At 52.0% G+C, this 23779-nt stretch carries 20 protein-coding genes; 7 read left to right on the top strand and 13 right to left on the bottom strand.

What is annotated here, in order from left to right; translation table 11 throughout:
* Both apaG and apaH read left to right on the top strand, forming a co-directional pair.
* Window positions 1-378: a Co2+/Mg2+ efflux protein ApaG gene (gene apaG, locus ACG0Z5_RS02705; RefSeq protein ID WP_394445208.1), complete on the top strand. Its 378-nt coding sequence runs from the start codon at window positions 1-3 to the stop codon at window positions 376-378.
* Window positions 379-382: 4 nt separating this feature from the next.
* Window positions 383-1234 carry a bis(5'-nucleosyl)-tetraphosphatase (symmetrical) ApaH gene (gene apaH, locus ACG0Z5_RS02700; RefSeq protein WP_319628217.1) on the top strand — a complete coding sequence of 284 codons (852 nt, stop codon included), beginning with the start codon at window positions 383-385 and terminating at the stop codon, window positions 1232-1234.
* Window positions 1235-1316: 82 nt separating this feature from the next.
* Here the strand turns inward: apaH and ACG0Z5_RS02695 are convergent, their stop codons facing one another.
* Window positions 1317-2348: a LysR family transcriptional regulator gene (locus ACG0Z5_RS02695; protein WP_394445206.1), complete on the bottom strand. Its 1032-nt coding sequence runs from the start codon at window positions 2346-2348 to the stop codon at window positions 1317-1319.
* A 525-nt stretch (window positions 2349-2873) separates the two neighbouring features.
* Between ACG0Z5_RS02695 and ACG0Z5_RS02690 the strand changes: the two genes are divergently transcribed.
* The 5 genes from ACG0Z5_RS02690 (at window position 2874) to ACG0Z5_RS02670 (ending at window position 8476) form a co-directional block, all read left to right on the top strand.
* Window positions 2874-3401 (top strand): fimbrial protein, encoded by a 528-nt coding sequence (locus ACG0Z5_RS02690; protein WP_394445204.1) that lies wholly within the window; start codon window positions 2874-2876, stop codon window positions 3399-3401.
* A 73-nt stretch (window positions 3402-3474) separates the two neighbouring features.
* On the top strand, window positions 3475-4011 hold the full coding sequence (locus tag ACG0Z5_RS02685) for a fimbrial protein (RefSeq protein WP_394445203.1): 537 nt from the start codon (window positions 3475-3477) through the stop codon (window positions 4009-4011).
* A gap of 114 nt (window positions 4012-4125) precedes the next feature.
* Window positions 4126-4800, top strand: coding sequence for a molecular chaperone (locus tag ACG0Z5_RS02680; protein ID WP_394445202.1), 675 nt, complete (start codon window positions 4126-4128; stop codon window positions 4798-4800).
* A 36-nt stretch (window positions 4801-4836) separates the two neighbouring features.
* On the top strand, window positions 4837-7491 hold the full coding sequence (locus tag ACG0Z5_RS02675) for a fimbria/pilus outer membrane usher protein (RefSeq protein ID WP_394445200.1): 2655 nt from the start codon (window positions 4837-4839) through the stop codon (window positions 7489-7491).
* A 16-nt stretch (window positions 7492-7507) separates the two neighbouring features.
* On the top strand, window positions 7508-8476 hold the full coding sequence (locus tag ACG0Z5_RS02670) for a fimbrial protein (protein WP_394445198.1): 969 nt from the start codon (window positions 7508-7510) through the stop codon (window positions 8474-8476).
* A 67-nt stretch (window positions 8477-8543) separates the two neighbouring features.
* Here ACG0Z5_RS02670 and ACG0Z5_RS02665 read toward each other — a convergent pair whose 3' ends face one another.
* From ACG0Z5_RS02665 to dapB, 12 genes are all read right to left on the bottom strand, one after another.
* The gene (locus ACG0Z5_RS02665; RefSeq protein ID WP_394445196.1) at window positions 8544-9479 is read right to left on the bottom strand and encodes a LysR substrate-binding domain-containing protein; all 936 of its coding nucleotides are present in this window, start codon (window positions 9477-9479) and stop codon (window positions 8544-8546) included.
* Between the two features lie 204 nt (window positions 9480-9683).
* On the bottom strand, window positions 9684-10163 hold the full coding sequence (folA, locus tag ACG0Z5_RS02660) for a type 3 dihydrofolate reductase (RefSeq protein WP_319628225.1): 480 nt from the start codon (window positions 10161-10163) through the stop codon (window positions 9684-9686).
* A gap of 113 nt (window positions 10164-10276) precedes the next feature.
* Window positions 10277-12142: a glutathione-regulated potassium-efflux system protein KefC gene (gene kefC / locus ACG0Z5_RS02655; RefSeq protein WP_394445194.1), complete on the bottom strand. Its 1866-nt coding sequence runs from the start codon at window positions 12140-12142 to the stop codon at window positions 10277-10279.
* The gene (gene kefF, locus ACG0Z5_RS02650) at window positions 12135-12665 is read right to left on the bottom strand and encodes a glutathione-regulated potassium-efflux system oxidoreductase KefF (protein ID WP_394445192.1); all 531 of its coding nucleotides are present in this window, start codon (window positions 12663-12665) and stop codon (window positions 12135-12137) included. Before kefF ends, kefC begins: the two co-directional genes overlap by 8 nt.
* Before the next feature lie 96 nt (window positions 12666-12761).
* Window positions 12762-13622, bottom strand: coding sequence for an ATP-binding protein (locus ACG0Z5_RS02645; protein WP_394445190.1), 861 nt, complete (start codon window positions 13620-13622; stop codon window positions 12762-12764).
* The gene (locus ACG0Z5_RS02640) at window positions 13622-14434 is read right to left on the bottom strand and encodes a dimethyl sulfoxide reductase anchor subunit family protein (protein ID WP_394445189.1); all 813 of its coding nucleotides are present in this window, start codon (window positions 14432-14434) and stop codon (window positions 13622-13624) included. Before ACG0Z5_RS02640 ends, ACG0Z5_RS02645 begins: the two co-directional genes overlap by 1 nt.
* Window positions 14427-15056: a DMSO/selenate family reductase complex B subunit gene (locus ACG0Z5_RS02635; protein ID WP_394445187.1), complete on the bottom strand. Its 630-nt coding sequence runs from the start codon at window positions 15054-15056 to the stop codon at window positions 14427-14429. The genes ACG0Z5_RS02640 and ACG0Z5_RS02635 overlap by 8 nt, the downstream gene beginning before the upstream one ends.
* Window positions 15043-17436, bottom strand: coding sequence for a DMSO/selenate family reductase complex A subunit (locus ACG0Z5_RS02630; RefSeq protein WP_394445185.1), 2394 nt, complete (start codon window positions 17434-17436; stop codon window positions 15043-15045). The genes ACG0Z5_RS02635 and ACG0Z5_RS02630 overlap by 14 nt, the downstream gene beginning before the upstream one ends.
* Window positions 17437-17564: 128 nt before the next feature.
* On the bottom strand, window positions 17565-17798 hold the full coding sequence (locus tag ACG0Z5_RS02625; protein ID WP_394445183.1) for a YgdI/YgdR family lipoprotein: 234 nt from the start codon (window positions 17796-17798) through the stop codon (window positions 17565-17567).
* Window positions 17799-17988: 190 nt separating this feature from the next.
* On the bottom strand, window positions 17989-21213 hold the full coding sequence (gene carB, locus ACG0Z5_RS02620; protein ID WP_394445181.1) for a carbamoyl-phosphate synthase large subunit: 3225 nt from the start codon (window positions 21211-21213) through the stop codon (window positions 17989-17991).
* Window positions 21214-21234: 21 nt separating this feature from the next.
* The gene (carA, locus tag ACG0Z5_RS02615; RefSeq protein WP_394445180.1) at window positions 21235-22395 is read right to left on the bottom strand and encodes a glutamine-hydrolyzing carbamoyl-phosphate synthase small subunit; all 1161 of its coding nucleotides are present in this window, start codon (window positions 22393-22395) and stop codon (window positions 21235-21237) included.
* A gap of 455 nt (window positions 22396-22850) precedes the next feature.
* Window positions 22851-23672 (bottom strand): 4-hydroxy-tetrahydrodipicolinate reductase, encoded by an 822-nt coding sequence (dapB, locus tag ACG0Z5_RS02610; RefSeq protein WP_394445178.1) that lies wholly within the window; start codon window positions 23670-23672, stop codon window positions 22851-22853.
* Window positions 23673-23779: the final 107 nt, after the last annotated feature.

Genomic DNA, 23779 nt, shown 5'->3' with positions numbered 1-23779 from the left:
ATGATCAATTCGCCCCGCGTCTGTATTCAGGTACAAAGCGTCTACATTGAGGCACAGTCCTCACCGGAAGATGAACGCTATGTTTTTTCCTATACGGTCACCATTCGTAATCTGGGGCGAGGATCGGTACAGCTACTTGGGCGCTACTGGTTGATAACCAACGGCCATGGTCGTGAAACCGAGGTTCAGGGTGAAGGTGTGGTTGGCGTACAGCCGCATATTGAGCCAGGTAACGAATATCAGTACACCAGCGGTGCCGTGCTGGAAACGCCACTCGGCACCATGCAGGGTCACTATGAAATGATCGACGCTGACGGTAAACCGTTCAGCATCGATATTCCCGTTTTCCGTCTGGCCGTGCCAGCTCTCATCCATTGATAAAATGAGCACATACCTTATTGGCGACGTTCACGGCTGCTACGATGAACTGATCGCGTTATTAGAGCAGGTGAATTTTCAGCCAGGGCAGGACACGCTTTGGCTGACCGGCGATCTTGTCGCGCGTGGTCCGGCATCGCTTGACGTGCTGCGTTACGTGAAATCCCTCGGAGACAGCGTGCGGATGGTACTCGGTAATCACGACCTGCATCTGCTGGCGGTGTTCGCCGGGATCAGCCGTAATAAACCTAAGGATCGACTTACCCCGCTGCTCGAAGCATCTGACGCTGACGAATTGCTGAACTGGCTACGTCGCCAGCCGCTGTTGCAGGTGGATCAAGATAAGAAGCTGGTGATGGCTCATGCCGGGATAACCCCGCAATGGGATCTGGACACCGCGGAACTCTGCGCCCGCGATGTCGAAGCCGTGCTGTGCAGCGATTCCTATCCGTTCTTTCTCGATGCGATGTATGGCGATTTGCCAAATCACTGGTCGCCAGAGCTGTCCGGCCTGGCACGTCTGCGTTTTATCACCAATGCCTTTACCCGCATGCGCTACTGCTTCCCGAATGGGCAGCTCGACATGTATACCAAGGAAGCCCCGGAAAACGCACCTGCGCCGCTCAAGCCGTGGTTTGCTATTCCAGGCCCAGTTACGGATGAATACAGCGTTATTTTCGGCCACTGGGCGTCCCTGGAAGGTAAAGGCACACCGGAAGGGATTTACGCGCTGGACACTGGATGCTGCTGGGGCGGGGAGTTAACCTGTTTACGTTGGGAAGATAAGCAATACTTTGTGCAGCCGTCTAATCGTAAACCTCAGTTAGATGAAGGCGACGCGGCAATCGCCTCTTAACCAAGAAAAGACGCTCTTTCCTCATCGTATTCATTTAATAACATGAGGGAAATGCGTCTTTCTGTTTATCCACTCTGCAAATTTACAGCACAGGCTCGTTCTGTAGTTCCTGCTGGAAAATATCCGTCATTTTTTTCACCAGCGTGGCGAAAAATTGATTATTCAGGGCTGACTTGTTGTAGACCATATACACAGGTTGCGTAGGCATCGTGAAATCAACCGCTACTGCCTGAACATCAAACGCATTTTTCATTTTTTCATAGAAGCGTTCAGGGACCAGCGCCAGCATGTCAGATGACTCAACCATCGAGATGTTGGTCAGCAAAGACGGGCTAATAAACCGACAGACTCTGTTTTCCCGCATCATCGAATTCACTTTGATCCGGTTAGACAACAGAATCGCACTCTCCGAATCAACATAGATAAACGTCTCATCAGGTATCTGTTCCAGTGTCATTTTGCCATGGATGCGCGGATGTTGGCGACGACAAATGACCACCGGCGTTTCACTGGAAATCTGTTGGCTAACGCGAGAATGGCTGACATGAGAATGCATATCAAAAATGATATCTGCTTTACGAAAAATGAGCGACTCTTCAATTTCCGTAATCGTGTTATGGCTGATGGTGTGAACAATTTCACACTCTGGGGCTATCTCATCCAACACCCTGCGCATCACGTTCAACGTAAACATTGAGATATACGCCGCGCAATGTACTACTAAGCGCGTAGGTACCGTATCAAATGAAATATTCTGTAGCTTAGCGATCAGGTTGTCATACGCATCTTCCAGGCCTTCATGGATCCCTATCGCCACCGTGGTCGGTGCCAGTGCCTTACCGTCTCTGAGAAACAAGGCATCATTGAAGTGAACGCGTAAACGCCCCAAGGCCTGACTCACCGCAGAAGGGGTAATGCCGAGAGCATCCGCTGCTTTGGTCCCACTCCGATGAATAAATACAGCCTCAAATGTCGTTAAAAGATTCAGATCAAAGGTCTTCACCGTCTTAAAGCGATCGGTGAGTCTATTTTCTTTCATGCGCTCCAGCCTTCTGATTTCGGGTGAAATACGATGATTCGTATTCTCAACATCAATCATAGTCGAGATACTCAATTTGGGGCTCCTTGAGGGTGATTTATTTATACATTTCATTGAGAAACAACTTAATGATGATTTAAAACAACAATCACAATGAACGTCGGCGCAAATCAATTGGAATATTAAACTCATCTTCCTATTGCAATAACGCCGCCCTGAGTAAACATTTAAACTCAGCATATAAACAAGCATCAGAATATAATGCGAATTGTATTACATTCCCATAATACAATAACATACAATAAAATTAATTAGTTGAACCGCTGACATTCTGCCTCAAACCGCTGAAAATTAAATCCTTTCATTTCTCAAAGAAATAAAAAAAACATATAAAACCATCACTATTCATCAAGATACACGCATTATTAATTTTACTGAATAGTACATTAAGTTAAGAGTATGGCGATTTCTCATCCGGATATGAATAATGCATCCCAACGATAAGGGGTGCCGGCTTATATGCTCTCTTTATCATCCCCCACTGACTCTTGTTACTGTTAAAAGAGTGTTTTGTTAAAATTTTTCAATAAAGGAATACCAATGAAAATGGATTCATTTTTCAAAATGAGCGTGCTGGCAGCCGGCTTGGTTGCAGCAATGGGCGCAAATGCTGGTGATACCGGTACTCTGAATGTGACTGGTAGCATCATTGCAACCTCATGTGCGGTTGATTCAAGCAGCACCACTGTCGTGCCAATGGGTACTCTGGCTGCAGAAAGCTTCGCCGATGTGGGTGCTATCTCTGAGAAGCAAGACATCACTCTGAATCTGACTGGCTGCCCAGTTTCTCAGACCGGTGTAATGTTCACCGCGAACGGCGCATCTGATGCCACCAACAATCAGCTGCTGGCCCTGTCCTCTGATTCACTGGCAACCGGCCTGGGTATTGCTCTTTATAACAAAGGTGGCGAACTGATCCCAATGCACTCTGCTTCTGCTGCTGCTCCAATTGATGCTGAAACAGGTGTTGCAACCATTAATCTGGAAGCGGCTGCCATGTCTACCGCTCAGTCAGTTACCGGTGGTTCATTCAACGCAACGACTACTTTTGTTCTGTCTTACAACTAATATTTCCCGATTTATTGACCTGTGGATCAAAACAACACGTTAATAAAATTTGGTAAAAAGGATTAAACCGCTCATGAATATGAAAAAATTAAGTGCCGCAGTAGTTGTTATGTTGGGTCTGGGTGTTTCTGCTGCACAGGCAGATGATGGCTCCCTGAATTTCACCGGTGAAGTGAGCGCAAGCTCTTGCTCCGTTGCTACAAGCTCCACTGAGGTCCCTGTGACTTTTGATGGTTACTCTGCTGCAACTTTAGATGGCGTTGCTCCAGGTACTACTACTAGTGCACTTCAGAAACCTTTCAGCATCCAGCTCGTGGGCTGCCCAGAAGGTCTGTCCGTCGCTAAAATTAAACTGGATGGCAAAACTTCCGGTATTGTGCCAAACGCATTTGTAGGTGCATCAACTGCACGTTATGTTGGTATCGTTATTTCCGATGCTAATACCAACACTATCATTACACCAAAAGTTTTTGGTGGTGATCAAACAATTGTTCCAGGTGCAGAAAACACCCTGAACTATTTAGTTGGTTTAACCAAAACCACCAATGAAAGTGCAGCTGTTGCCGGTACTGTTGACGTACCAGTAACCTTCACCATGTCTTACGAGTAATTACTCTGTATTAAGTGTGTTTTTTAATAAAATGGCTGAGTTAATACTCAGCCATTTCATCTAATCACCTCGATATTACAGTGAGATTATTGCCTTTAACTTTCAAGGTTAACTATGAAATTTTTTAAAAAAGCCCTTCTCCCGTTAGTATTGATCGCCGTATCCACCCCATCGTTTGCCGGTTTTTCCGTAGGTGCAACCCGCGTGATTTATAACGGGAACCAGAAAGAAGCTTCGCTTTCAGTTAAAAACACCGAAGACTCTAATATCTACCTGATTCGTTCCTGGGTTAGCGCTGACAAAGAAGGTGATAAAGTTCCCTTTATTATCACCCCTCCACTGTTCCGCATCGAACCGGGCCAGGACAATGCGGTACGAATCACCCAGACCTCATCGGCTTTGCCGCAGGATAAAGAATCAGTCTACTGGATTAACACTCTGGCGATCCCTCCTGCCTCAAAAGAAAAAAATTCACTGCAGTTTTCTGTTAACACGCGCATCAAATTGTTTTACCGTCCGACTGAATTGAATAACAGAGATGCCATTAGTAAAGCCTGGAAGCAGCTCACGTTTTCGCGGTCTGGTAAAACCGTCACAGCCAATAACCCAACGCCTTATTATATCAATATGACAAAAGTCAATATTGGTGGAAAAGAAATGAAAGAAGGTTATATGGTCCCACCAAAATCTTCTTTGAAAATTGATGATACTCCTACAGGAAACAGCATCAACTGGCAGGCTATTAATGACTTCGGTGGATTGACAGAGAAAGCCAAAGCATCGATGTAATCAAGTCGAAAATTAAAACGAGAATGTCTATTAATTATGGAAAGTAACAATATTAAAAATATTCAGGAAAAAGACAGCGCCAGAGGAAAATGTAATAAAAAAAAGAGTGGTACAGGAAAAGGTAGCCGTACCACTTACTCTTTTTTATTAAAACCCTTATCATTTTTCATATTGTTATCTCTTCCCGGGTTTGCTTTTTCTGCCGAAACTTTTAACCCTGAAATGCTCAAAGCTATCGGTGATGGCGGGGATATGGATGGCGTTAACCTTGACTATTTCGCCGAAAAAGGCGGGCAGATGCCCGGTACTTATCAGGTCGATATTTATCTCAATAACCAGCAGGTAGACTCACGCAACATCGAGTTTGTCAGTCTGCCGGACGCTCCGGGCAAGCTCTATGGTGCGATTACGCCAGCTGAAATGGCGGAGTATGGGGTTAAGCTTGACAGCTTTCCCGAGCTGAAAGCCGCGCCACAGGATGCGAAGCTTACTAAACCGCTGAGTGCCTATGTTCCACAGGCGACAGAAAACCTCGATTTGAGCCGCAAGCGTTACGACATCACCGTGCCGCAAATCGGGGTGAATATGCGCCCACGCAATTCGGTTGACCAAAAACGCTGGGATAACGGCATTGCGGCCTTTATGGTCAACTACAGCTATTCAGGTTCAACCACTGAGCATGACAACAGCGGCCAGTCACAAAGCAACTTCGTCAACCTGCGGGTCGGCGCGAATCTGGCTGCATGGCGTTTGCGTAATTACTCCACCTACAGCCAGCAACATACCGATGGCTCACACGGCGGAAGCGACCAAAATAGCAGTAAATTTGAGTCAATTAACACCTACCTGCAGCGCGACGTGCATTTCCTGCAGGGCGGTCAGCTAACCATCGGGGAATACTCCACCCCGGCAGACGTCTTTGACAGCATGCAGTTCACCGGTATTCAACTTGCTTCCGATGATCAGATGCTGCCTGACTCGATGAACCAGTTTGCACCGACGGTACGCGGCATCGCCAAATCGAATGCACAGGTGAGCATTAAACAGAACGGCTACGTGATTTATCAAACCAACGTATCCCCAGGACCGTTTGCGATTACCGATTTATATCCGTCGGGTAACGGCGGTGATATGGAAGTGACGGTGACGGAGTCGGATGGTTCTACCACCAAATTCACCGTTGCCAGCAGCTCAGTGCCTATTTTGCAACGTGAAGGCCGCTTCAAATATAACCTGGCAATGGGCCAGTACCGTACCGGCAACGATGATACTGAAACCCCTAAATTCGTTCAGCTCTCTAATATTTATGGCCTGACCTCCCGCACCACTATCTATGGTGGGGTTCAGTACGCCGAAAACTACCGTGCCGGTAGCGTGGGCGTGGGCTTCGACTTAGGCTCCCTGGGCGCGGTGTCATTTGACGCCACACAGGCAACCAGTGAGTTCGACGGATCGCTGGGCACCCAAAAAGGTCAATCCTATCGGGCGATGTATGCCAAGAACTTCGAGGCGACCGATACCAACCTGCAGATCGCAGGTTACCGCTATTCGACCAAAGGCTATTACGCCTTTAGTGATGTGCAGGACTATCAACACGACTCGGAGAACGATTTTGACGATTACAACCGTTCTCACAACCAGCGCAGCAAAATGCAGATGTCTATTAACCAGACGATCGGTGACTACGGGTCAATCTATATCAGCGGCAGCCAGCAGGATTACTGGGGTGGCGACGGCAAAGAGAAACTGTTGCAGCTGGGGTACAACACCAGCCTGTATGGCATCTCTTACGGCTTTAACTACAACTACTCGAAAAACCCGGGTATGACCGAGGCGGATCAGGTCTTCGCGTTCAATATGTCCATCCCACTCGACAAATTTATGGGGCCTACCGGTTCTTGGGCGACCTACAACATGAGCACCAAGCGTCATGGCTCAACCATTCAGCAGGCGGGCGTCAGCGGCACATTGCTTGAAGACCACAATCTGAGTTATGCCGTGCAGCAAGGTTATGAAAATCAGGGCAACGGTGCGTCCGGTAACGCCAGCCTGGACTATAAAGGCGGCTCCGGTGAAGCCAACCTGGGTTACAGCTATGACCAGGATACCCGTCAGTGGAGCTACGGCCTGCAAGGTGGCGTGCTGATCCATGAAAACGGCATCACGCTGTCACAACCGCTGGGCGATACCATCGCGCTGGTGAAAGCCCCGGGCGCAGACGACGTTGAGGTAGAAAACAACAGCGGCGTACATACCGACTGGCGTGGTTATGCCGTCGTGCCTTATGCCCAACCGTACCGCAAAAACAACGTGACGCTGAAAACGGAAAGTTTTGGGGATGATGTCGATATGGATATGACGAGCAAGACGGTCATTCCAACCCGCGGTGCCGTAGTGGTTGCCGATTTCGACACCCGTGTCGGCCAGCGAGCCCTCGTACAGATGCTGTTTATGGGCAAACCGGTGCCGTTTGGTGCCACGGTCAGCCTGTTAGATAACAACAGCACCGTCACCGGTATTGTCAGCGATAACGGCGAAGTCTACCTGACCGGCCTGCCGGAAAGCGGCAATATTCAGGCGAAATGGGGCAATGGCAGCAACGAGCAGTGCAAAGGCACTTACACGCTGGCCGGCAGCAATGCCAGCGACCCGACTGCGCTGGTTAAACAAATTACGGCGCAATGCCATTAAGGCATGAGGAAGTAACATGACGAATTTTATCGGTATTTTAAAGAAAATAAGCTCCGCAAAAAATGGCCTGCGGTCGCTGCTGGCGGTGCTGTTATTGGCCTGTGGTGCGCAGAACGCCATGGCGCTTGGTGTGTGTGATGTTCCATCCACTATCCCGCAGGTGACGATAAATCAGGATTTTAGTGTGCTGAAAAGCCAGCCTGTAGGCACCATTCTTGCTACCTATAGCTATAACCAGCAATATCTGCTGGCTAATAATTGCTCAGGGGATTACATAAAATACGCCATGACCTATAACGGTCTTTTCCCGAGACTTGACAGTTCAACGACTGCGAGCGGTGTCCCGGGCGTAGGTATCCGCGTTACCATTGATAATAGCCCTGTATTGGATCACCATGTTTTACAAACTTTTACCGGCGATGGTACTACCCCAATATATGTTCAAACGGTAAAAGTTGATTTCGTCAAAACAGGGGAGACGGCGCCCGGCACAATGACAACAGGTCAATTAGCCACTGTGCAAATCGAGGATAGTGTAAACACATCGCCTCGTTTAAAAATCAACATAGGTAATGTGGTTGTTACGCAACGCTCATGTGAAATCACCGGGTCAAGCGCGATCCCGGTTCCGATGGGTGAAGCTAAAAAGGAAGATTTTACGGGTAAGGATTCAACCCTTACGCCAGTGAATGTAGAAATCCCTCTCCAATGCTTCGCTGATACGTCGGTAAATATCAGCTTTGATGCCACCTCGACTTTGGGAAATGGCATCATTGATTTGGCCAAAGGTGGCGCAGAGGGTGTAGGAATACAATTAAAACTCAGCGGAAAGACGGTTGAATTCGACAAAAAGACCTTTGTTACCAAAACAACCGCAGAAGGTGCGTTCAACATTCCCCTGACGGCGGCCTATATACAAACTGCCGATATCATCAAGCCTGGCCCGGCGAATGCGGTGGCAAACTTTACCGTGACTTACGAGTAAGCATTATCGTCTGACAGATTCCTGAACCGAATCTGTCAGACTTTTTGCGGATAAAAACCCTTCATCTCTATTGACCTGCGTAAAGCCCCGCCACAACCCCTTCGGAAATACGTCGCACCACATCATTTCTCAGCGTACTCTTTCTGCTAATCATATAAATATGAAGGTCGGGTAACGGCAGTTCAGATTTTATTTGCTTCAGCATATAACTCGAACCGTACTTTTTATACAGCCACTCAGGCATCGGGGATATTAGGTCAGATTGTTCAACTACCGCGACGGTTGCAAAAACGGATGCGCTACTGAACACAATGTTTCGTTGGCCATATTTGTCTTTAATATCTTCTTGCCCTTGTTTGACTGACATCCCCTGCGAATTGAAAGTGACAAACTTCTCATTCTTCATCATCTCAGCGGTCAGTGTATCCTTGATACGCGGGTGATTTTTACTACATACCCAAATAAGAGGTTCAAGGGAAACGGGGGTATTGACAATATCGGTACGGAAGATCGGATTAATATCAAAAATGAGATCGACCTGGCGCAATGAGAGCTGATCGTCAAGATTCATCTCATCCAACTCCAGCGTCTGGTGAATAATATTACATTCAATATTTTCCTGGGTCACATAGTTCATGATAACCGGCAGAACTCGCACCCCACAGTACGGAGAGCAAAATACATTCACACTATTTCGGACATTATTACTGACCAGTTCTTGTAAATTATTGAGTAAGCCAAGATAGTTTTCATTAATTGCAGAATGAATATTCACCGCAGTCGCTGTTTTTATTAATCGGGTTCCACTGCGGACAAAGAGGGGATCTGAAAACATTTCACGTAATTTATTCAGAGACTGACTAATGGCTGAACTACTGCGCCCCAAACGCAACGAGGCTTCCCGAACGCTCTCATACACATAGACGAGTTCAAAAACCTCTAACAGGTTCAAATCGAAACCATGAATTAATTGATTATCGATATTTTTTTTATTATCGCTCATTCCTTGCTCCCTAAGTACATTCGAGTGATATGACTGGATTACTTATCCACTGTAGTCCAGGGTATGACTAATTGTTAGTACTTAAACTACGCCATACCTTTTTCTGGCATAAATTTTTGTCAAAAAAAACAGAATACTAGCTAATAACGTACGGAAATCTACTTCTGTAAGACTTCCATACGTTGTGCATTTAGGTGATGAAATTTAACGACGTTCCAGAATCTCGAAACAGTAGCTGTGCGAGTTCTGCTCGTCGGCATCATGAAACTCACTGAACGTGGATTCCCAGTGGTCCGGATCGTAGTCAGGGAAATGTGTATCCCCTTCCACTTCCGCATCAATGTGCGTCAGATACAGGCGCTGCGCTTTCGGCAGGAACTGCTCGTAAACGCGCCCGCCGCCAATCACCATAATTTCTTCCGCATCGCCGCAGGCGGCAATCGCTTCATCGACCGATTTCACCCACTCAACGCGAGAATCAGTGCCCGGCTGGCTACTGATGACAATGTTTTTACGCCCCGGCAGCGGACGACCAATGGATTCCCAGGTCAGACGCCCCATCACTACCGGCTTGTTTAAGGTTGTACGTTTAAACCAGGCGAGATCGGCTGGCAGGTTCCAGGGCATGGCGTTTTCCATGCCGATAACGCGATCCACCGCTAACGCCGCAATCAGACTGATCATTGATAATATCCCGGATGCAAAAATTGCCGCCACTATACGGAAAGCTTAATCTTTCGTCGACATGGGCAAGAGTAAAGAAGGCGAAATTTTTTCGCCTTCTTTCTAAGTCCCCGTTATGCCGAAGGTTTCGTTTCAGGTTCGTCAGCCGGGTTCCCGGTGTGTTTACCTTCTTCGGTTCCCTGCCAACCGTGACGCTGGATGAGTGACATATTGCTGCGGTCTTCGTTAATAATATCGGTCAGCATCGCGCTGGTCCGTTTAAAGACTGCCGCGAAGGAGGCATCATCCTCATCCGCCATATCCACCATTTCTTCTACCATCCGGACGTTGAATCGGCGGAACATGTCAGCACGTTCTCGCGCTTCATACGCCCCGAGCCCCAATGCTTCGAGCGCCATGCGCCCAGACTTCAACGCCCCTTCGAACGTTTCACGCTCCGGCGCATCAATTCCCGCCTGGCGTAGTTGAATGTAGTGGTCGATGTCACGGGCGCGAGCGATAATTCTCAGGTGCGGGAAATGTTCCTTCGCCAGTTCCGTTAGCGCCAGGTTCGCTTTCGGATCGTCAATCGAATTGATCAATACTTCCGCCCGGGCCGCCCCGGCAGACTCCAGCATATCGACCCGCGTCGCATCGCCGTAAAAGACCTTCATATCAAATTTACGCAGCGTATCGACATGGTCTGGATCGTGATCGAGGATGACCATTTTAACGCCGCTCGAAAGCAGCAAGCGCCCGGCAATCTGACCGAAACGGCCAAATCCGGCGATGATCACCCGTGGCTGTTCCTCGTCAATTTCATCGGCTTCACGTTCCTGCCCGCTGCCCGCTTTTTCCAGCCGTGACAGCAGCACCAGCAGAATCGGCGTAGCCGCCATCGACAGCGCCACCGCCAGGGTTAACGCCTTCGCCCATTCCGGGTCGAGCACGTCGGCCATCCGCGCGGTGCCAAAAACCACAAACGCAAACTCACTGCCCTGCCCTAATAGCGCCGCAAACCAACGTCGTTGCGCTTTCGGCACCCCAAGCGGGCGCGCAATCAGCCACAGCGTCACGGCTTTGATAATCAGGAAGCCCGCCAGCAGGATGAGAATCCGTAACGGATGGGTAACCAGAGTGCCAAAGTCGATAGACATGCCGACGCCGATAAAGAACAGCCCCAGCAGCAGCCCCTTGAACGGCTCGATATCGCTTTCCAGCGCATGACGATACTCGGAGCTTGCCAGCAACACCCCTGCCAGAAATGCCCCCATCGCCATCGACAGACCGACCTCTTCCAGCATCAGTCCGAAGCCGAAGACTAAAAACAGGGCCACGGCACTGAACACTTCTCGCAGGCCGGAGCGGGCCACAAAACGCAGCACCGGACGCGTGACGTATCGCCCAAGCAGAATGACCAGCGCCAGCGCACCCGCCACTTTAAGTGCGGAAAGTCCAAACGCTGCCAGCGTGGTTGAGGCTCCGCTCGCCGCCAGCAGCGGGATCATTGCCACCAGAGGAATGGCGGCAATATCCTGGAACAGCAGCACCGCAAAGGCGCTGCGCCCAAGCTGCGAGACCGTCAGGTTGCGTTCATTCATCGCCTGCATGGCGATAGCGGTGGAGGAGAGCGCCAGCGTCAGGCCAATCAGCACCGCGACCTGCCATTGCAGACCCAACAGCATACAGAAGCCGCCGATCAATGCCCCACAGGCCACCATTTGTAGCGCACCGCCGCCAAACACCGAGGCACGCAGTTTCCATAAACGCTGTGGATCGAGTTCAAGACCGATGACAAACAGCATCAACACCACGCCGATTTCAGCGAAGTGCAGAATCGCCTCGGCATCGGTCACCAGCCGTAACCCCCACGGCCCGATGATGCAGCCCGCAATCAGATAACCGAGTACCGACCCGAGCCCGAGTCGAACCGCAATCGGCACAATCAACGCCGCCGAGCCGAGGTAAATCAGCGCCTGAATGAGCGTATGACTATCCATGATGCACCTCCTGCCATTCCAGCAGACGTTGTTTGTAATGCCGCGCCTGCGCGGCCAGGGTTTCATCGTCACAAACAAAGGTGCAATGCATGGCAAAAGGCGGTAACCATTTCAGGCCGCAATACAGGGCGGTGGCCTGGAGCGGTTGGGCCAGCACCTCAAAGCCGGGGAAATTGCCAATGGCAAAGTGATCGTCCCCGCCGCCGGTAGTCACCGCCCACATGAGACTTTTGCCGTGCAGCGCGCGGCCACCGTGCCCGTAGGCCCAGCCGTGTGACAGGACTTTATCCATCCACAATTTGAGAAGCGGCGGCACGCTGTACCACTGCATAGGATGTTGCCAGATGACCAGGTCGGCGCGGGAAAGCGCTTCCTGCTCAGCGGCAATGTCGATATTGAAATCGGGATAGAGGTGGTAAAGCGAACGGATTTCTACGCCGTCGATTTCCCTTGCCTGCTCAAGCATCCGCTTATTCGCATGCGAACGCTGCGGATAAGGATGCGCATAAATAATCAAAATCATTAGCGTCTCTTAACAGAGGAAACATCTTTTCAAGCATATCCCATTGTCGAAAAAACAAATAATGACTTCCGCAATCCTCCGCCATACTGATCTTTATTACCGCATTCCATAATGATGCTGACGGCAAATTGGACACTGCAACGTATCTTCATCCCATGATGAAAACCCGCGCTGACACGACTGACATTCAGCCTGTTGCAACGGGTGCGATATTTCCTCTGCCTTTACAACGGCGCAGATAACGTTGATAGCATCAGTCGGGCAGACGGCATGACAGGCTTCGCATCCATTGCACACCTGAGAGTCGATGTGAAAAGCGTCCTCACTCTGAATCAGGGCCTGCTGTCGACACACCCGGCTACACGCCCCGCATAAAATACAGCGAGCAGGATCCAGGCGCGGGGTAAAGGTTGTAAATCCCGGGAACGCCGCCGCCAGAGGTGCAGGTTGAACCCTCCCGGCGCTTTTCGGATCGCTGCGCACGGAAAGAAGACGACGACGAGAAGCGTTGATGAATGCTTCACTGGAAGGAAAAATCTGCCAGCACGGCTCATCTAGCTGCCGCAAGGTCAGGTTCAGGGCGGCAATAGCCAATCCCCAGCGAGGATGTTCATCAAGCGCCATCTCAACCCCGCGAATATGATACTGGGCGTGCCATAGCAGCAGTTCGTTAAGGGTCGGAGGCGTCACGCTTAAGGGCGCGATCAGGCGATGGTCGCGAAAATAGCGCTGAGGGGGAAGCAGATTCACGATAGCCCCGGTTGGGCAGACGTATAAACAGTTCCCACAGCCAAGGCATTTCTCCGCGGCGAGTGACACCCCCTGTGGCGTAATCGCCAGCGCCTCCACAGGACATGCCCGCACACACGTCCGGCAAGACGCACGCCGAAACTGATGATTCACACACGACTCTCCCACCGCAGGCGGTGGGGAGTCAGGCAATGAAAAACGCAGCATCAATGGATGCTAAAGAAAACAAAGCGCAGCAGCACTTCCGCCACCAACAGCATTACGCCGCCGATAAAGAGCCATCCTCGCTGCGCACGGACAGCGCCGCAGACAAAGATAACGACGCCGATAACGGAGAGGATCCAGCCAGCCAGACGGCAGTCAGCTAATGCCCGGAATGCCGTCAAAGGCTGATGTGGGAAGGTTAGCGCATCATTGAGTCCGACATCCGCCAGCCACGTCATATAAGGAATTTGTGTCAGCAGCCGAACCAGCACCGCTACCACAATCGCCCCTGCGGCCCAACGTAAAAGGCTGCTATTGTGCGCCCCGCCAACCACGCTGAACATCACGCCCCCGACAATCGCCACCGAGCCATAGAACATGACGAGCGTATTGAAGTGCGTCCAGGTCACCACCGAGGTGCGCATATAGATTTCACTCATGCAAAACACATCAATCAGGCCCAGCAACACCGCAATCGGTAATAACCCTTTCACGACCTTCAGCTTGAACAGCAGTGCCAAAAAGATCACGCCAAGACAGGCCAGAAACAGGCTAGCGAACAGGATTTCACGGCTCAGCCATGAGCTACTGATGTGGCGCAGGGCATTAAAGGCATTCAACGGATAGCCCAGGTGAAACACCGATGCCAGCAACCCGACACCCGCCAGTACGCAGGCGCTAAACACCGGCACCCACATTCGCCGCGCCGTACAGGGTGCAAATTTTTCACCGCCACATGCCAGGGAGAGAAACAGGGTCAGTCCCACTGCGCCTTGCAGCAAGAGAGTAAAAATTAACAGCGGCCACTCATGCATTACGCTTCTCCTTTTTCTCAGCATCCTGATGCGCTTTTATCACCAGGTTGGGATGCGTCAGTGCCGAATCTGGCAATCCATTCACATCGCAGAGCACGCCAAACTTTTTCCGCAGTTCATCGATAGGGCCAAACTGAATCGCGCCAAGCGGGCAGGTTGCAACGCAGACGGGTTGTTCCCCCTGCGCCTGAAGGTCGACACAAAAATCACACTTGGACATTTGACCTGTCTGTTCATTCATCTGAGGCGCGCCGTAAGGACAAGACCATGCGCAATATCCGCAGCCCACACACTTGTCGGTGTCGACTCTCACTATCCCATCGCCAGGCCTTTTGTGCATCGCCGTGGTAGGACAGTTTTTGGTGCAGATAGGGTCAGCGCAATGGTTACATGAGATAGACAGGGTGTAAGCAAACACCGTGTTTTGCACCCCGCCCTGGCCCGTCGGCATAAAACCGCCCCCTTTCACTTCATACACCCGACGAAAGCGCCGCCCGACCTCCAGATTATTTTTATCTTTGCACGCCACCTGACAGGCTTTGCAGCCCGAACAACGTGATGAATCGATAAAAAAGCCCAACTGTTTGTCGCTGACTGGCGCATATTCCTTAAACTGACTCATGCTTTGCTACCTCCACCAGCATGGTTTGATGTGAATTCCCTTTCGCCAGGGCGGTAATACGCGACGAGCTTAAAACGTTGGCGCATCCGCCATGATCGACCCCCTGACTATCCGGTTGCCACCATGCGCCTGCCTGCATCGCCACCACGCCGGGAATAATGCGCTGAGTGACTTCCGCTTCCACCAGACTCACTCCCCGCTCGTTATGTATTCGCACCTTATCGCCCTGCTTTATCGCGCGCGACTCGGCATCAAGGGGGTTAATCCACAGTTTTTGCGCTTGCACCTCTTGCAGCCAGGGGTTGGCATACTGCGTGGAGTTCGCCCGGTTTTTGCCTTTCCAGGTTATCAACTGTAAAGGGAAGCGCGTGGTCAACGGATCTTCTGGCCCCTCATGGGCCGGAACGTAATGGGATAACGCCGGGATTTCCGGGTGGTGCATGTCATAGAGCCGTTGAGAGAAGATCTCAATTTTTCCTGATGGGGTTGGAAACGGGTGATTCTGCGGATCGCGAATATTCTCTTCGAACGCAACCCACGGCGCGCTTTTGAAAAGATGCCGACGGGTGATTTGCAGTTCTTCAAAGGTGGGCAGCTTTTCATCTGGCATCGCCAGGCATGTCTGTTGCCAAATATGTTCAATCCACTGTTTCTCATCGCGTCCCTGGCTAAACTCAGCTTCTACGCCGAGTTTTCTGGCGACCTCGCGCTGCCAGTCGTAATCACTTCGGCGTTCAAACTCCGGCTCGATCAACTTTTCAGACAGTACCAGGTAATTCGCGGTCCCCCAGGTTTCGCCGATGTTCCAGCGTTCCATAAAACTGGTTTCGGGTAACAGCACATCGGCATATTTCGCGCTGGGGCTCATATACAAATCGCTCACGACGATAAATTCAATCTTCGATTCATCTTCGAGAACCTTGACTGCTTGATTAACATCGGGATTTTGATTGGCCAGATAGTTGCCCGCCAGTGAGAACAAAATACGAATATTGCTTTTGAGTTTTTCGCCTCCCTTCAGACCATCCTCCGGCGTCACTTTGCTGGCATCATCTGCCGCCTGGACCCAGTTCATGATGGAGATATTTTCTTTCACCGGATTATCCAGCGTTTCGACGCCGGTGGTGAATTTACGATTGCCGCAGCCGCCGTAGCCCGCAGCCCAGCCGCCTTTTACGCCAACATTCCCGGTGATCGTTGCCAACAGCGTGGATCCGCGTGCGGTACGCTCGCCGCAGTTATGCCGCTGTGGTCCCCAGCCCTGAATCAGCGCGGCAGGTTTGGTTGTCGCGTAGTCGCGCGCTAGCTGGCGAATGGTCTGGGCCGGAACATGGGTGATGCTTTCGGCCCATTCCGGCGTTTTCACCACGCCATCTTTTTGCCCCATCAGATATGCCACCAGCGATTCGTTCGCCGGCACGCCCTCCGGCATCGATGCTTCATCAAAGCCGAGGGTGTAACGGGCGATGAAGGCTTTATCGTGCAGCCCTTCGCTGATAATGACGTACATCATCGCGTCCATCATCGCGTTATCAGTGGTCGGCAGTAAGGGGATCCATTCATCGGCCAGCGAAGAAGTGGTGTCGGAATAGCGCGGATCGACGACCACAAAACGTGTTCCGTTTTGCTTCATCTGCTGAAAATAATGGTTGGTATGGCCGAAAATGGTTTCGGTTGGGTTATGCCCCCAAAGAATAACCAAGGGGGTGTCTTTCAGGGTATCCAGCGAGTTACCGCTGGCTGCCACACCGTAGGTATAAGGCGTGGCGGCAACCGTGTTGCCAAGACTCACCGAGTGATAATAAGAGAGGTAGCCGCCGGTCAGATTTAGCAAGCGCTTCATCATACCGTCGCCGGAAAACGCCCCGCCGCTGGTCGCGGTATTGTTATGCATAAACCGCGATTCCGGGCCGTATTTGGCCGTGATGCGCTGAAGATTATCAGCAATCAGCGTGGTGGCTTCATCCCAGGATATTCGTACAAACTTCCCTTCCCCACGCTTACCCACGCGTTTCATGGGGTACTTAAGCCGGTCAGGATGATATACGAATTTCCGATACCCACGCCCCCGTACGCAGGCGCGCATAATAGGCATTTCGGGGTCGAGTTCGTTATCCGGGCGGGTAGAAATTCGAGTGACGACGCCATCGGTCACATGGGCGCGAATATCGCATTTTCCCCCACAGTCAAAGGTGCTGCAGGTAGCAACCACCTTTTCCCCTGCGTCCGTCGGCAGTGACGCCGTTTTTTCAGCCTCTGGGGCAGCTCGCAGTTTAAGAGAAACAAAAGGTAGGGTCAGGAGTAATGAGCCTGACTTTAAAACGTTTCGCCGTGAAAGAGATAAACGATGTTCATCTTCAGATTTATTGTGTTCTTCCATAATCACTCTCCAGTATTTGGAGAGTGATTTTCATCTACTCACAAAGAGTAACCTTTGATAAGGGTCAACATCCTGCGAGCCAGGAACAACAATAGGAATAAACGAACAGTGCGAATCACTAAAAGGAATTAATTATCTAATTCGCCCATCGATTGAACCTGATCGCGGTTGATCTGTTCAGTCTTGCCGGTTTCCGCATTTTTATAGGACACCAGGCCGGTATCGCTATCTACCTCAGGTTTGCCGTCGGTGACGATCGTTTTACCATCGGTGGTTTTCAGCGCCTGGTTTGAGGAACAACCCGCGACGGTAAACAGAGCTGCGGCGGCGAAAATAGAGGTGATCAGTAGATTGTGACGCATGGTGTTCTCCCGTGCACTTCAGTTAAAGAATCATTATCTGTCTAACGATTTTAGGCTAACTGATTGAACGCAGATGGAAAACCAGAACACTCTGAGAGGGAGAAATGAGGGTATCGGCTAACGCCCGGCCTACTGTGTGAGGCGTATACGCCCGGCAGGCGCGAGCGCCGCCGGGCATAGAGAGTAACGATTACTTACCGATCTGCGCGTGCATTTCCTGCACCGAAATTACCTTCTCGGTGGCATCGGCATTCAGCGCCATGGCTGTCGCGAACCCGCCGTTCAGGGTGGTGTCGTAATGCACTTTGTACTGCAGCGCGCTGCGGCGAATCAGCTTGGAGTCTTCAATCGCCTGACGCCCTTCGGTGGTGTTGATGATGTAGGTGTATTCGCCATTCTTGATACGGTCCTGAATGTGCGGTCGGCCTTCATGCACCTTGTTCACCAGACGTGGGTTAATACCCGCTTCGCCCAGCACCACCGCGGTGCCGTGGGTCGCATCCAGCTCGAAGCCCTGTTTCAGCAGTTTTGCCGCCAGGTCTACTACCCGCTCTTTGTCACCTTCACGCACGGAGAGCAGCGCCCGGCCCTGCTTCTTCATGGTGGAGTTGCTGCCGAGCTGTGCTTTGGCGAACGCTTCTGCGAAGGTGCGGCCCACGCCCATCACTTCCCCGGTAGAGCGCATTTCTGGCCCTAACAGCGGGTCAACGCCCGGGAATTTGTTGAACGGCAGCACCACTTCTTTCACCGAGTAGTACGGCGGGATGATTTCTTCCAGGTGGCCCTGCTGCGCCAGAGTCTGGCCGACCATCACGCGTGCCGCCACTTTCGCCAGCGGCAGGCCGGTGGCTTTAGAGACGAATGGTACGGTACGCGCGGCGCGTGGGTTGACTTCAATCAGGTACACTTCGTTGTCTTTCACCGCAAACTGCACGTTCATCAGACCGCGCACCTGCAGCTCGAAGGCCAGCTTCTGCACCTGCTGGCGCATCACGTCCTGGATTTCCTGGCTCAGGGTATACGCTGGCAGAGAACACGCGGAGTCGCCGGAGTGAACGCCTGCCTGCTCGATGTGTTCCATGATGCCGCCAATCAGCACATTTTCGCCGTCACAGATGGCATCCACGTCCACTTCAACGGCATCGTCGAGGAAGCGATCCAGCAGCACTGGCGCATCGTTAGAGACGCTGACCGCCGTCTGGAAGTAGCGACGCAGGTCGGCTTCGTCATACACGATTTCCATCGCGCGGCCGCCGAGCACGTAGGACGGGCGCACCACCAGCGGGTAGCCAATCTCTTTCGCTTTCTCAACTGCCATTTCAATCGCGGTCACGGTGGCGTTGGCAGGCTGTTTCAGCTTCAGACGGTCAACCGCCTGCTGGAAACGCTCACGGTCCTCTGCACGGTCGATAGCATCCGGGCTGGTGCCGATAATTGGCACGCCAGCGGCTTCCAGCGCACGCGCCAGCTTCAGCGGAGTCTGGCCGCCGTACTGCACGATAACGCCCTTAGGCTTCTCGATGCGCACGATTTCCAGCACGTCTTCGAAGGTCACCGGCTCGAAGTACAGACGGTCGGAGGTGTCGTAGTCGGTCGATACGGTTTCCGGGTTACAGTTAACCATGATGGTTTCGTACCCGTCTTCACGCAGCGCCAGCGAGGCGTGAACGCAGCAGTAGTCGAATTCGATACCCTGGCCGATACGGTTCGGGCCGCCGCCGAGAACCATGATTTTATCGCGGTCTACGGACGGGTTGGCTTCACACTCATCTTCATAAGTGGAGTACATGTAAGCGGTATCGGTAGAGAACTCCGCCGCGCAGGTGTCCACCCGCTTGTAGACCGGGTGCAGGTTGTACTGTTCACGCAGTTTGCGGATTTCGGACTCGCGCACGCCAGCCAGTTTTGCCAGACGCGCATCGGCGAAGCCTTTACGTTTCAGGGTGCGCAGGAAGTCCGCATCCAGGCCGGTGATCCCAACCTCAGCCACTTGCTCTTCGAGGCGAACCAGCTCTTCAATCTGCACCAGGAACCAGCGGTCGATATTGGTCAGGTTGAACACGCCGTCGACGGACAGACCCGCACGGAAAGCGTCAGCGATGTACCAGATACGCTCTGCGCCTGCGTCTTTCAGTTCACGGCGAATTTTGGTCAGCGCTTCCGGATCGTCGAGACTGACTTTCGGGTCGAAACCGGTGGCCCCCACTTCCAGGCCGCGCAGCGCTTTCTGCATTGATTCTTGCTGCGTGCGACCAATCGCCATCACTTCACCCACGGATTTCATCTGGGTGGTCAGGCGGTCGTTGGCACCAACAAACTTCTCGAAGTTGAAGCGAGGAATTTTGGTAACAACGTAGTCGATAGACGGTTCAAACGAGGCCGGAGTGCGCCCGCCGGTGATGTCGTTCATCAGTTCGTCGAGGGTGTAACCCACTGCCAGTTTCGCCGCCACTTTGGCAATCGGGAAACCGGTGGCTTTCGATGCCAGCGCCGAAGAACGCGACACACGTGGGTTCATCTCGATAACAATCAGGCGACCGTTTTTCGGGTTAACGGAGAACTGGACGTTAGAGCCGCCGGTTTCCACGCCGATTTCACGCAGCACCGCCATCGAGGCGTTACGCATGATTTGGTATTCTTTGTCGGTCAGGGTCTGCGCCGGGGCGACGGTGATAGAGTCCCCGGTATGGATGCCCATCGCATCGAAGTTTTCGATAGAGCAGACGATGATGCAGTTGTCGTTTTTATCACGCACCACTTCCATCTCGTACTCTTTCCAGCCGATCAGCGATTCATCAATCAGCAGCTCGTTGGTGGGAGAGAGATCCAGGCCGCGGGCACAGATTTCTTCGAACTCTTCGCGGTTGTAAGCGATCCCGCCGCCGGTGCCGCCCATGGTGAAGGACGGACGAATGATGCACGGATAACCGACGTCAGCGGCAACCGCCAGCGCTTCTTCCATATTGTGCGCGATACCGGAACGCGCGGTATCGAGGCCAATTTTCTTCATCGCCACGTCGAAACGACGACGGTCTTCGGCTTTATCGATGGCGTCGGCGGTAGCGCCAATCATGGTCACACCGAATTCGGCCAGCACGCCCTGACGTTCCAGCTCCAGCGCACAGTTCAGCGCCGTCTGGCCGCCCATGGTCGGCAGAACCGCATCCGGGCGCTCTTTTTCAATGATTTTACGTACCACTTCCCAGTGAATCGGCTCGATGTAGGTCGCATCGGCCATTTCCGGGTCGGTCATGATGGTTGCCGGGTTGGAGTTCACCAGAATGACACGGTAGCCCTCTTCACGCAGCGCTTTACACGCCTGGGCACCGGAGTAGTCAAACTCACAGGCCTGACCGATAACAATCGGGCCAGCGCCAAGGATCAGGATGCTTTTTATGTCTGTACGTTTTGGCATGGTTTTCTCAGCTCCTGATACTTATTTGCTATTAAGAGTGGCGGTAGAACGGTAGTGCTCGATAAGTTCGATGAAGTGATCGAACAACGGCGCGGCATCGTGCGGGCCAGGGCTGGCTTCCGGGTGTCCCTGGAAGCTGAATGCCGGTTTGTCGGTGCGATGAATGCCCTGCAGGGTGCCGTCGAACAGCGACTTATGCGTTACGCGCAGGTTGGCAGGCATCGAGGCTTCATCAACCGCAAAACCGTGGTTCTGCGCGGTGATCATCACCGTATTGTTGTCGATATCTTTCACCGGATGGTTGCCGCCGTGGTGGCCGAACTTCATCTTAACGGTTTTCGCGCCGCTCGCCAGCGCCAGCAGCTGATGGCCAAGGCAGATGCCGAAGACCGGGATATCGGTTTCGAGGAATTTCTCAATCGCGGTAATCGCGTAATCACACGGCGCCGGGTCACCAGGGCCGTTAGACAGGAAAATACCGTCCGGATTCATCTTCAGCACGTCTTCGGCTGGGGTTTGCGCCGGGACCACCGTCAGGCGGCAGCCGCGATCCACCAGCATGCGCAGGATATTGCGTTTTGCGCCGTAGTCGTACGCCACCACGTGGAACGGCAGCTCTTCTTCTTTTTTCGCTTCTGGCAGTTCACCTGCCAGCGTCCAGCTGCCTTGGGTCCAGCTGTAGCTTTCTGCTGTGGTCACTTCTTTCGCTAAATCCATGCCGTTCAGGCCCGGGAAGGCTTTGGCTTTTTCCAGCGCCAGCGCCGCATCCAGGTTATCACCGGCGATGATACAGCCGTTCTGAGCACCTTTCTCACGCAGCAGGCGGGTCAGCTTACGGGTATCGATATCGGCAATCGCCACGATGTTGTGACGTTTCAGGTAGGACGAGAGGTCTTCAGTATTACGGTAGTTGCTGGCAATCAGTGGCAGGTCGCGAATGATGAGGCCTTGGGCATGTACCTGGGAAGATTCTTCGTCAGCGGCATTGGTGCCGACATTACCGATATGGGGATAAGTGAGAGTGACGATTTGGCGAGAATAGGAAGGATCAGTGAGGATTTCTTGATAACCGGTCATTGAAGTATTGAAAACGACTTCCCCAACCGCCGTGCCCGTTGCCCCTATGGCCCGACCGTGAAACTGGGTTCCGTCTTCCAGAACCAAAAGCGCTGACTTAATCAAAACATCCTCCAGAGAATATTCACTCAGTTTATCTGCATATTAATTCACTCAATATGACGAATCAATGCAAATCTGCTGCCCGCGAAATTCGTGCAAACGGCGGCATTCTGGATATTTACGCTGAGAAAGTCAACGTAAAGCCGGTATTTTTTATATCATTTTACGCCACTGATGGGTATGGAGCTGTAAAACAGGCAAAAAGATCAGCAAACAAGGTTCCGGGAAACGCTTGCGCACCAGGATAAATGTGAAAGGCAGTGCGGGGAAGTGAAAAAGTGGACCAGATGGTCAAAATTTACAATTACTCAACAGTAATTGAATAGAAGATGTGTTTTTTTACGCATTACAAAGTCAAAAAACAAAAATCGAGAGAAAATTAAAGGGCAATAAATTATTGCCCTCTGCAATCAACACATTACGATTGCTACAACCACATCACGATGGGGGTAAAATCGTTACAAACTGTTGAGATCAAGCACATCACGCATATCAAAAAGACCGTTACGCTTTTCTTTAAGCCACAACGCGGAACGCACTGCGCCATTGGCGAAGGTCATCCGGCTGGAGGCTTTATGCGTAATTTCGACACGTTCACCGATATCGGCGAACATCGCCGTATGTTCCCCGACGATATCGCCTGCACGTACGGTGGCAAAACCAATGGTGCCCGGCACGCGCTCGCCGGTATAACCTTCCCGGCTGTACACCGCGCACGCGTTCAAATCTTTGTCCATGGCATGAGCAATCGCTTCACCCATCGCCAGCGCGGTGCCGGAGGGTGCATCTACTTTATGCCGATGATGCGCTTCGATGATTTCGATGTCGGTGTAATCGCCCATCACTTTCGCTGCCTTTTCCAGCAGCTTCAGCATCACGTTCACGCCGACGCTGAAGTTAGCCGCGAAGACGATAGCGATGCTGTCAGCCGCGTCACGGATGGCCTGCTTGCCCGCATCGTCAAAACCGGTGGTGCCAATTACCATGCCTTTGCCGTGCGTGCGGCAAAAAGCCAGGTGCGTCAGCGTGCCTTCCGGGCGAGTGAAATCGATAAAGACGTCAAAATCATCTTTCACCGCATCCAGGCTGCTCTGAACCTTCACGCCCGTGGCGCCAATGCCTGCCAGCTCTCCGGCATCTGCGCCGAGTAAGGAAGAGCCTTCGCGCTCAAGCGCGGCACCGAGCTTCACGCCCGCCAGCTGCGTTGCCGCCTGAATCAGTTGCCGTCCCATACGGCCGCCCGCGCCCGCAATCGCGACGCGGATGTCTCCATCATGCATATCTATTCTCTTCGTTAATACAATGTAAATCGTTTTCAGAGTAACCAGCGCCTGAAAAGGCTGCCACTAAAAACGGCGATAATTAGAATTTAACGTGAAACTGCAGC

Source organism: Scandinavium sp. M-37 (assembly GCF_043558715.1).
Lineage (GTDB): Bacteria > Pseudomonadota > Gammaproteobacteria > Enterobacterales > Enterobacteriaceae > Scandinavium > Scandinavium vulneris_A.
This window is presented reverse-complemented; position numbering and strand designations above follow the sequence as displayed.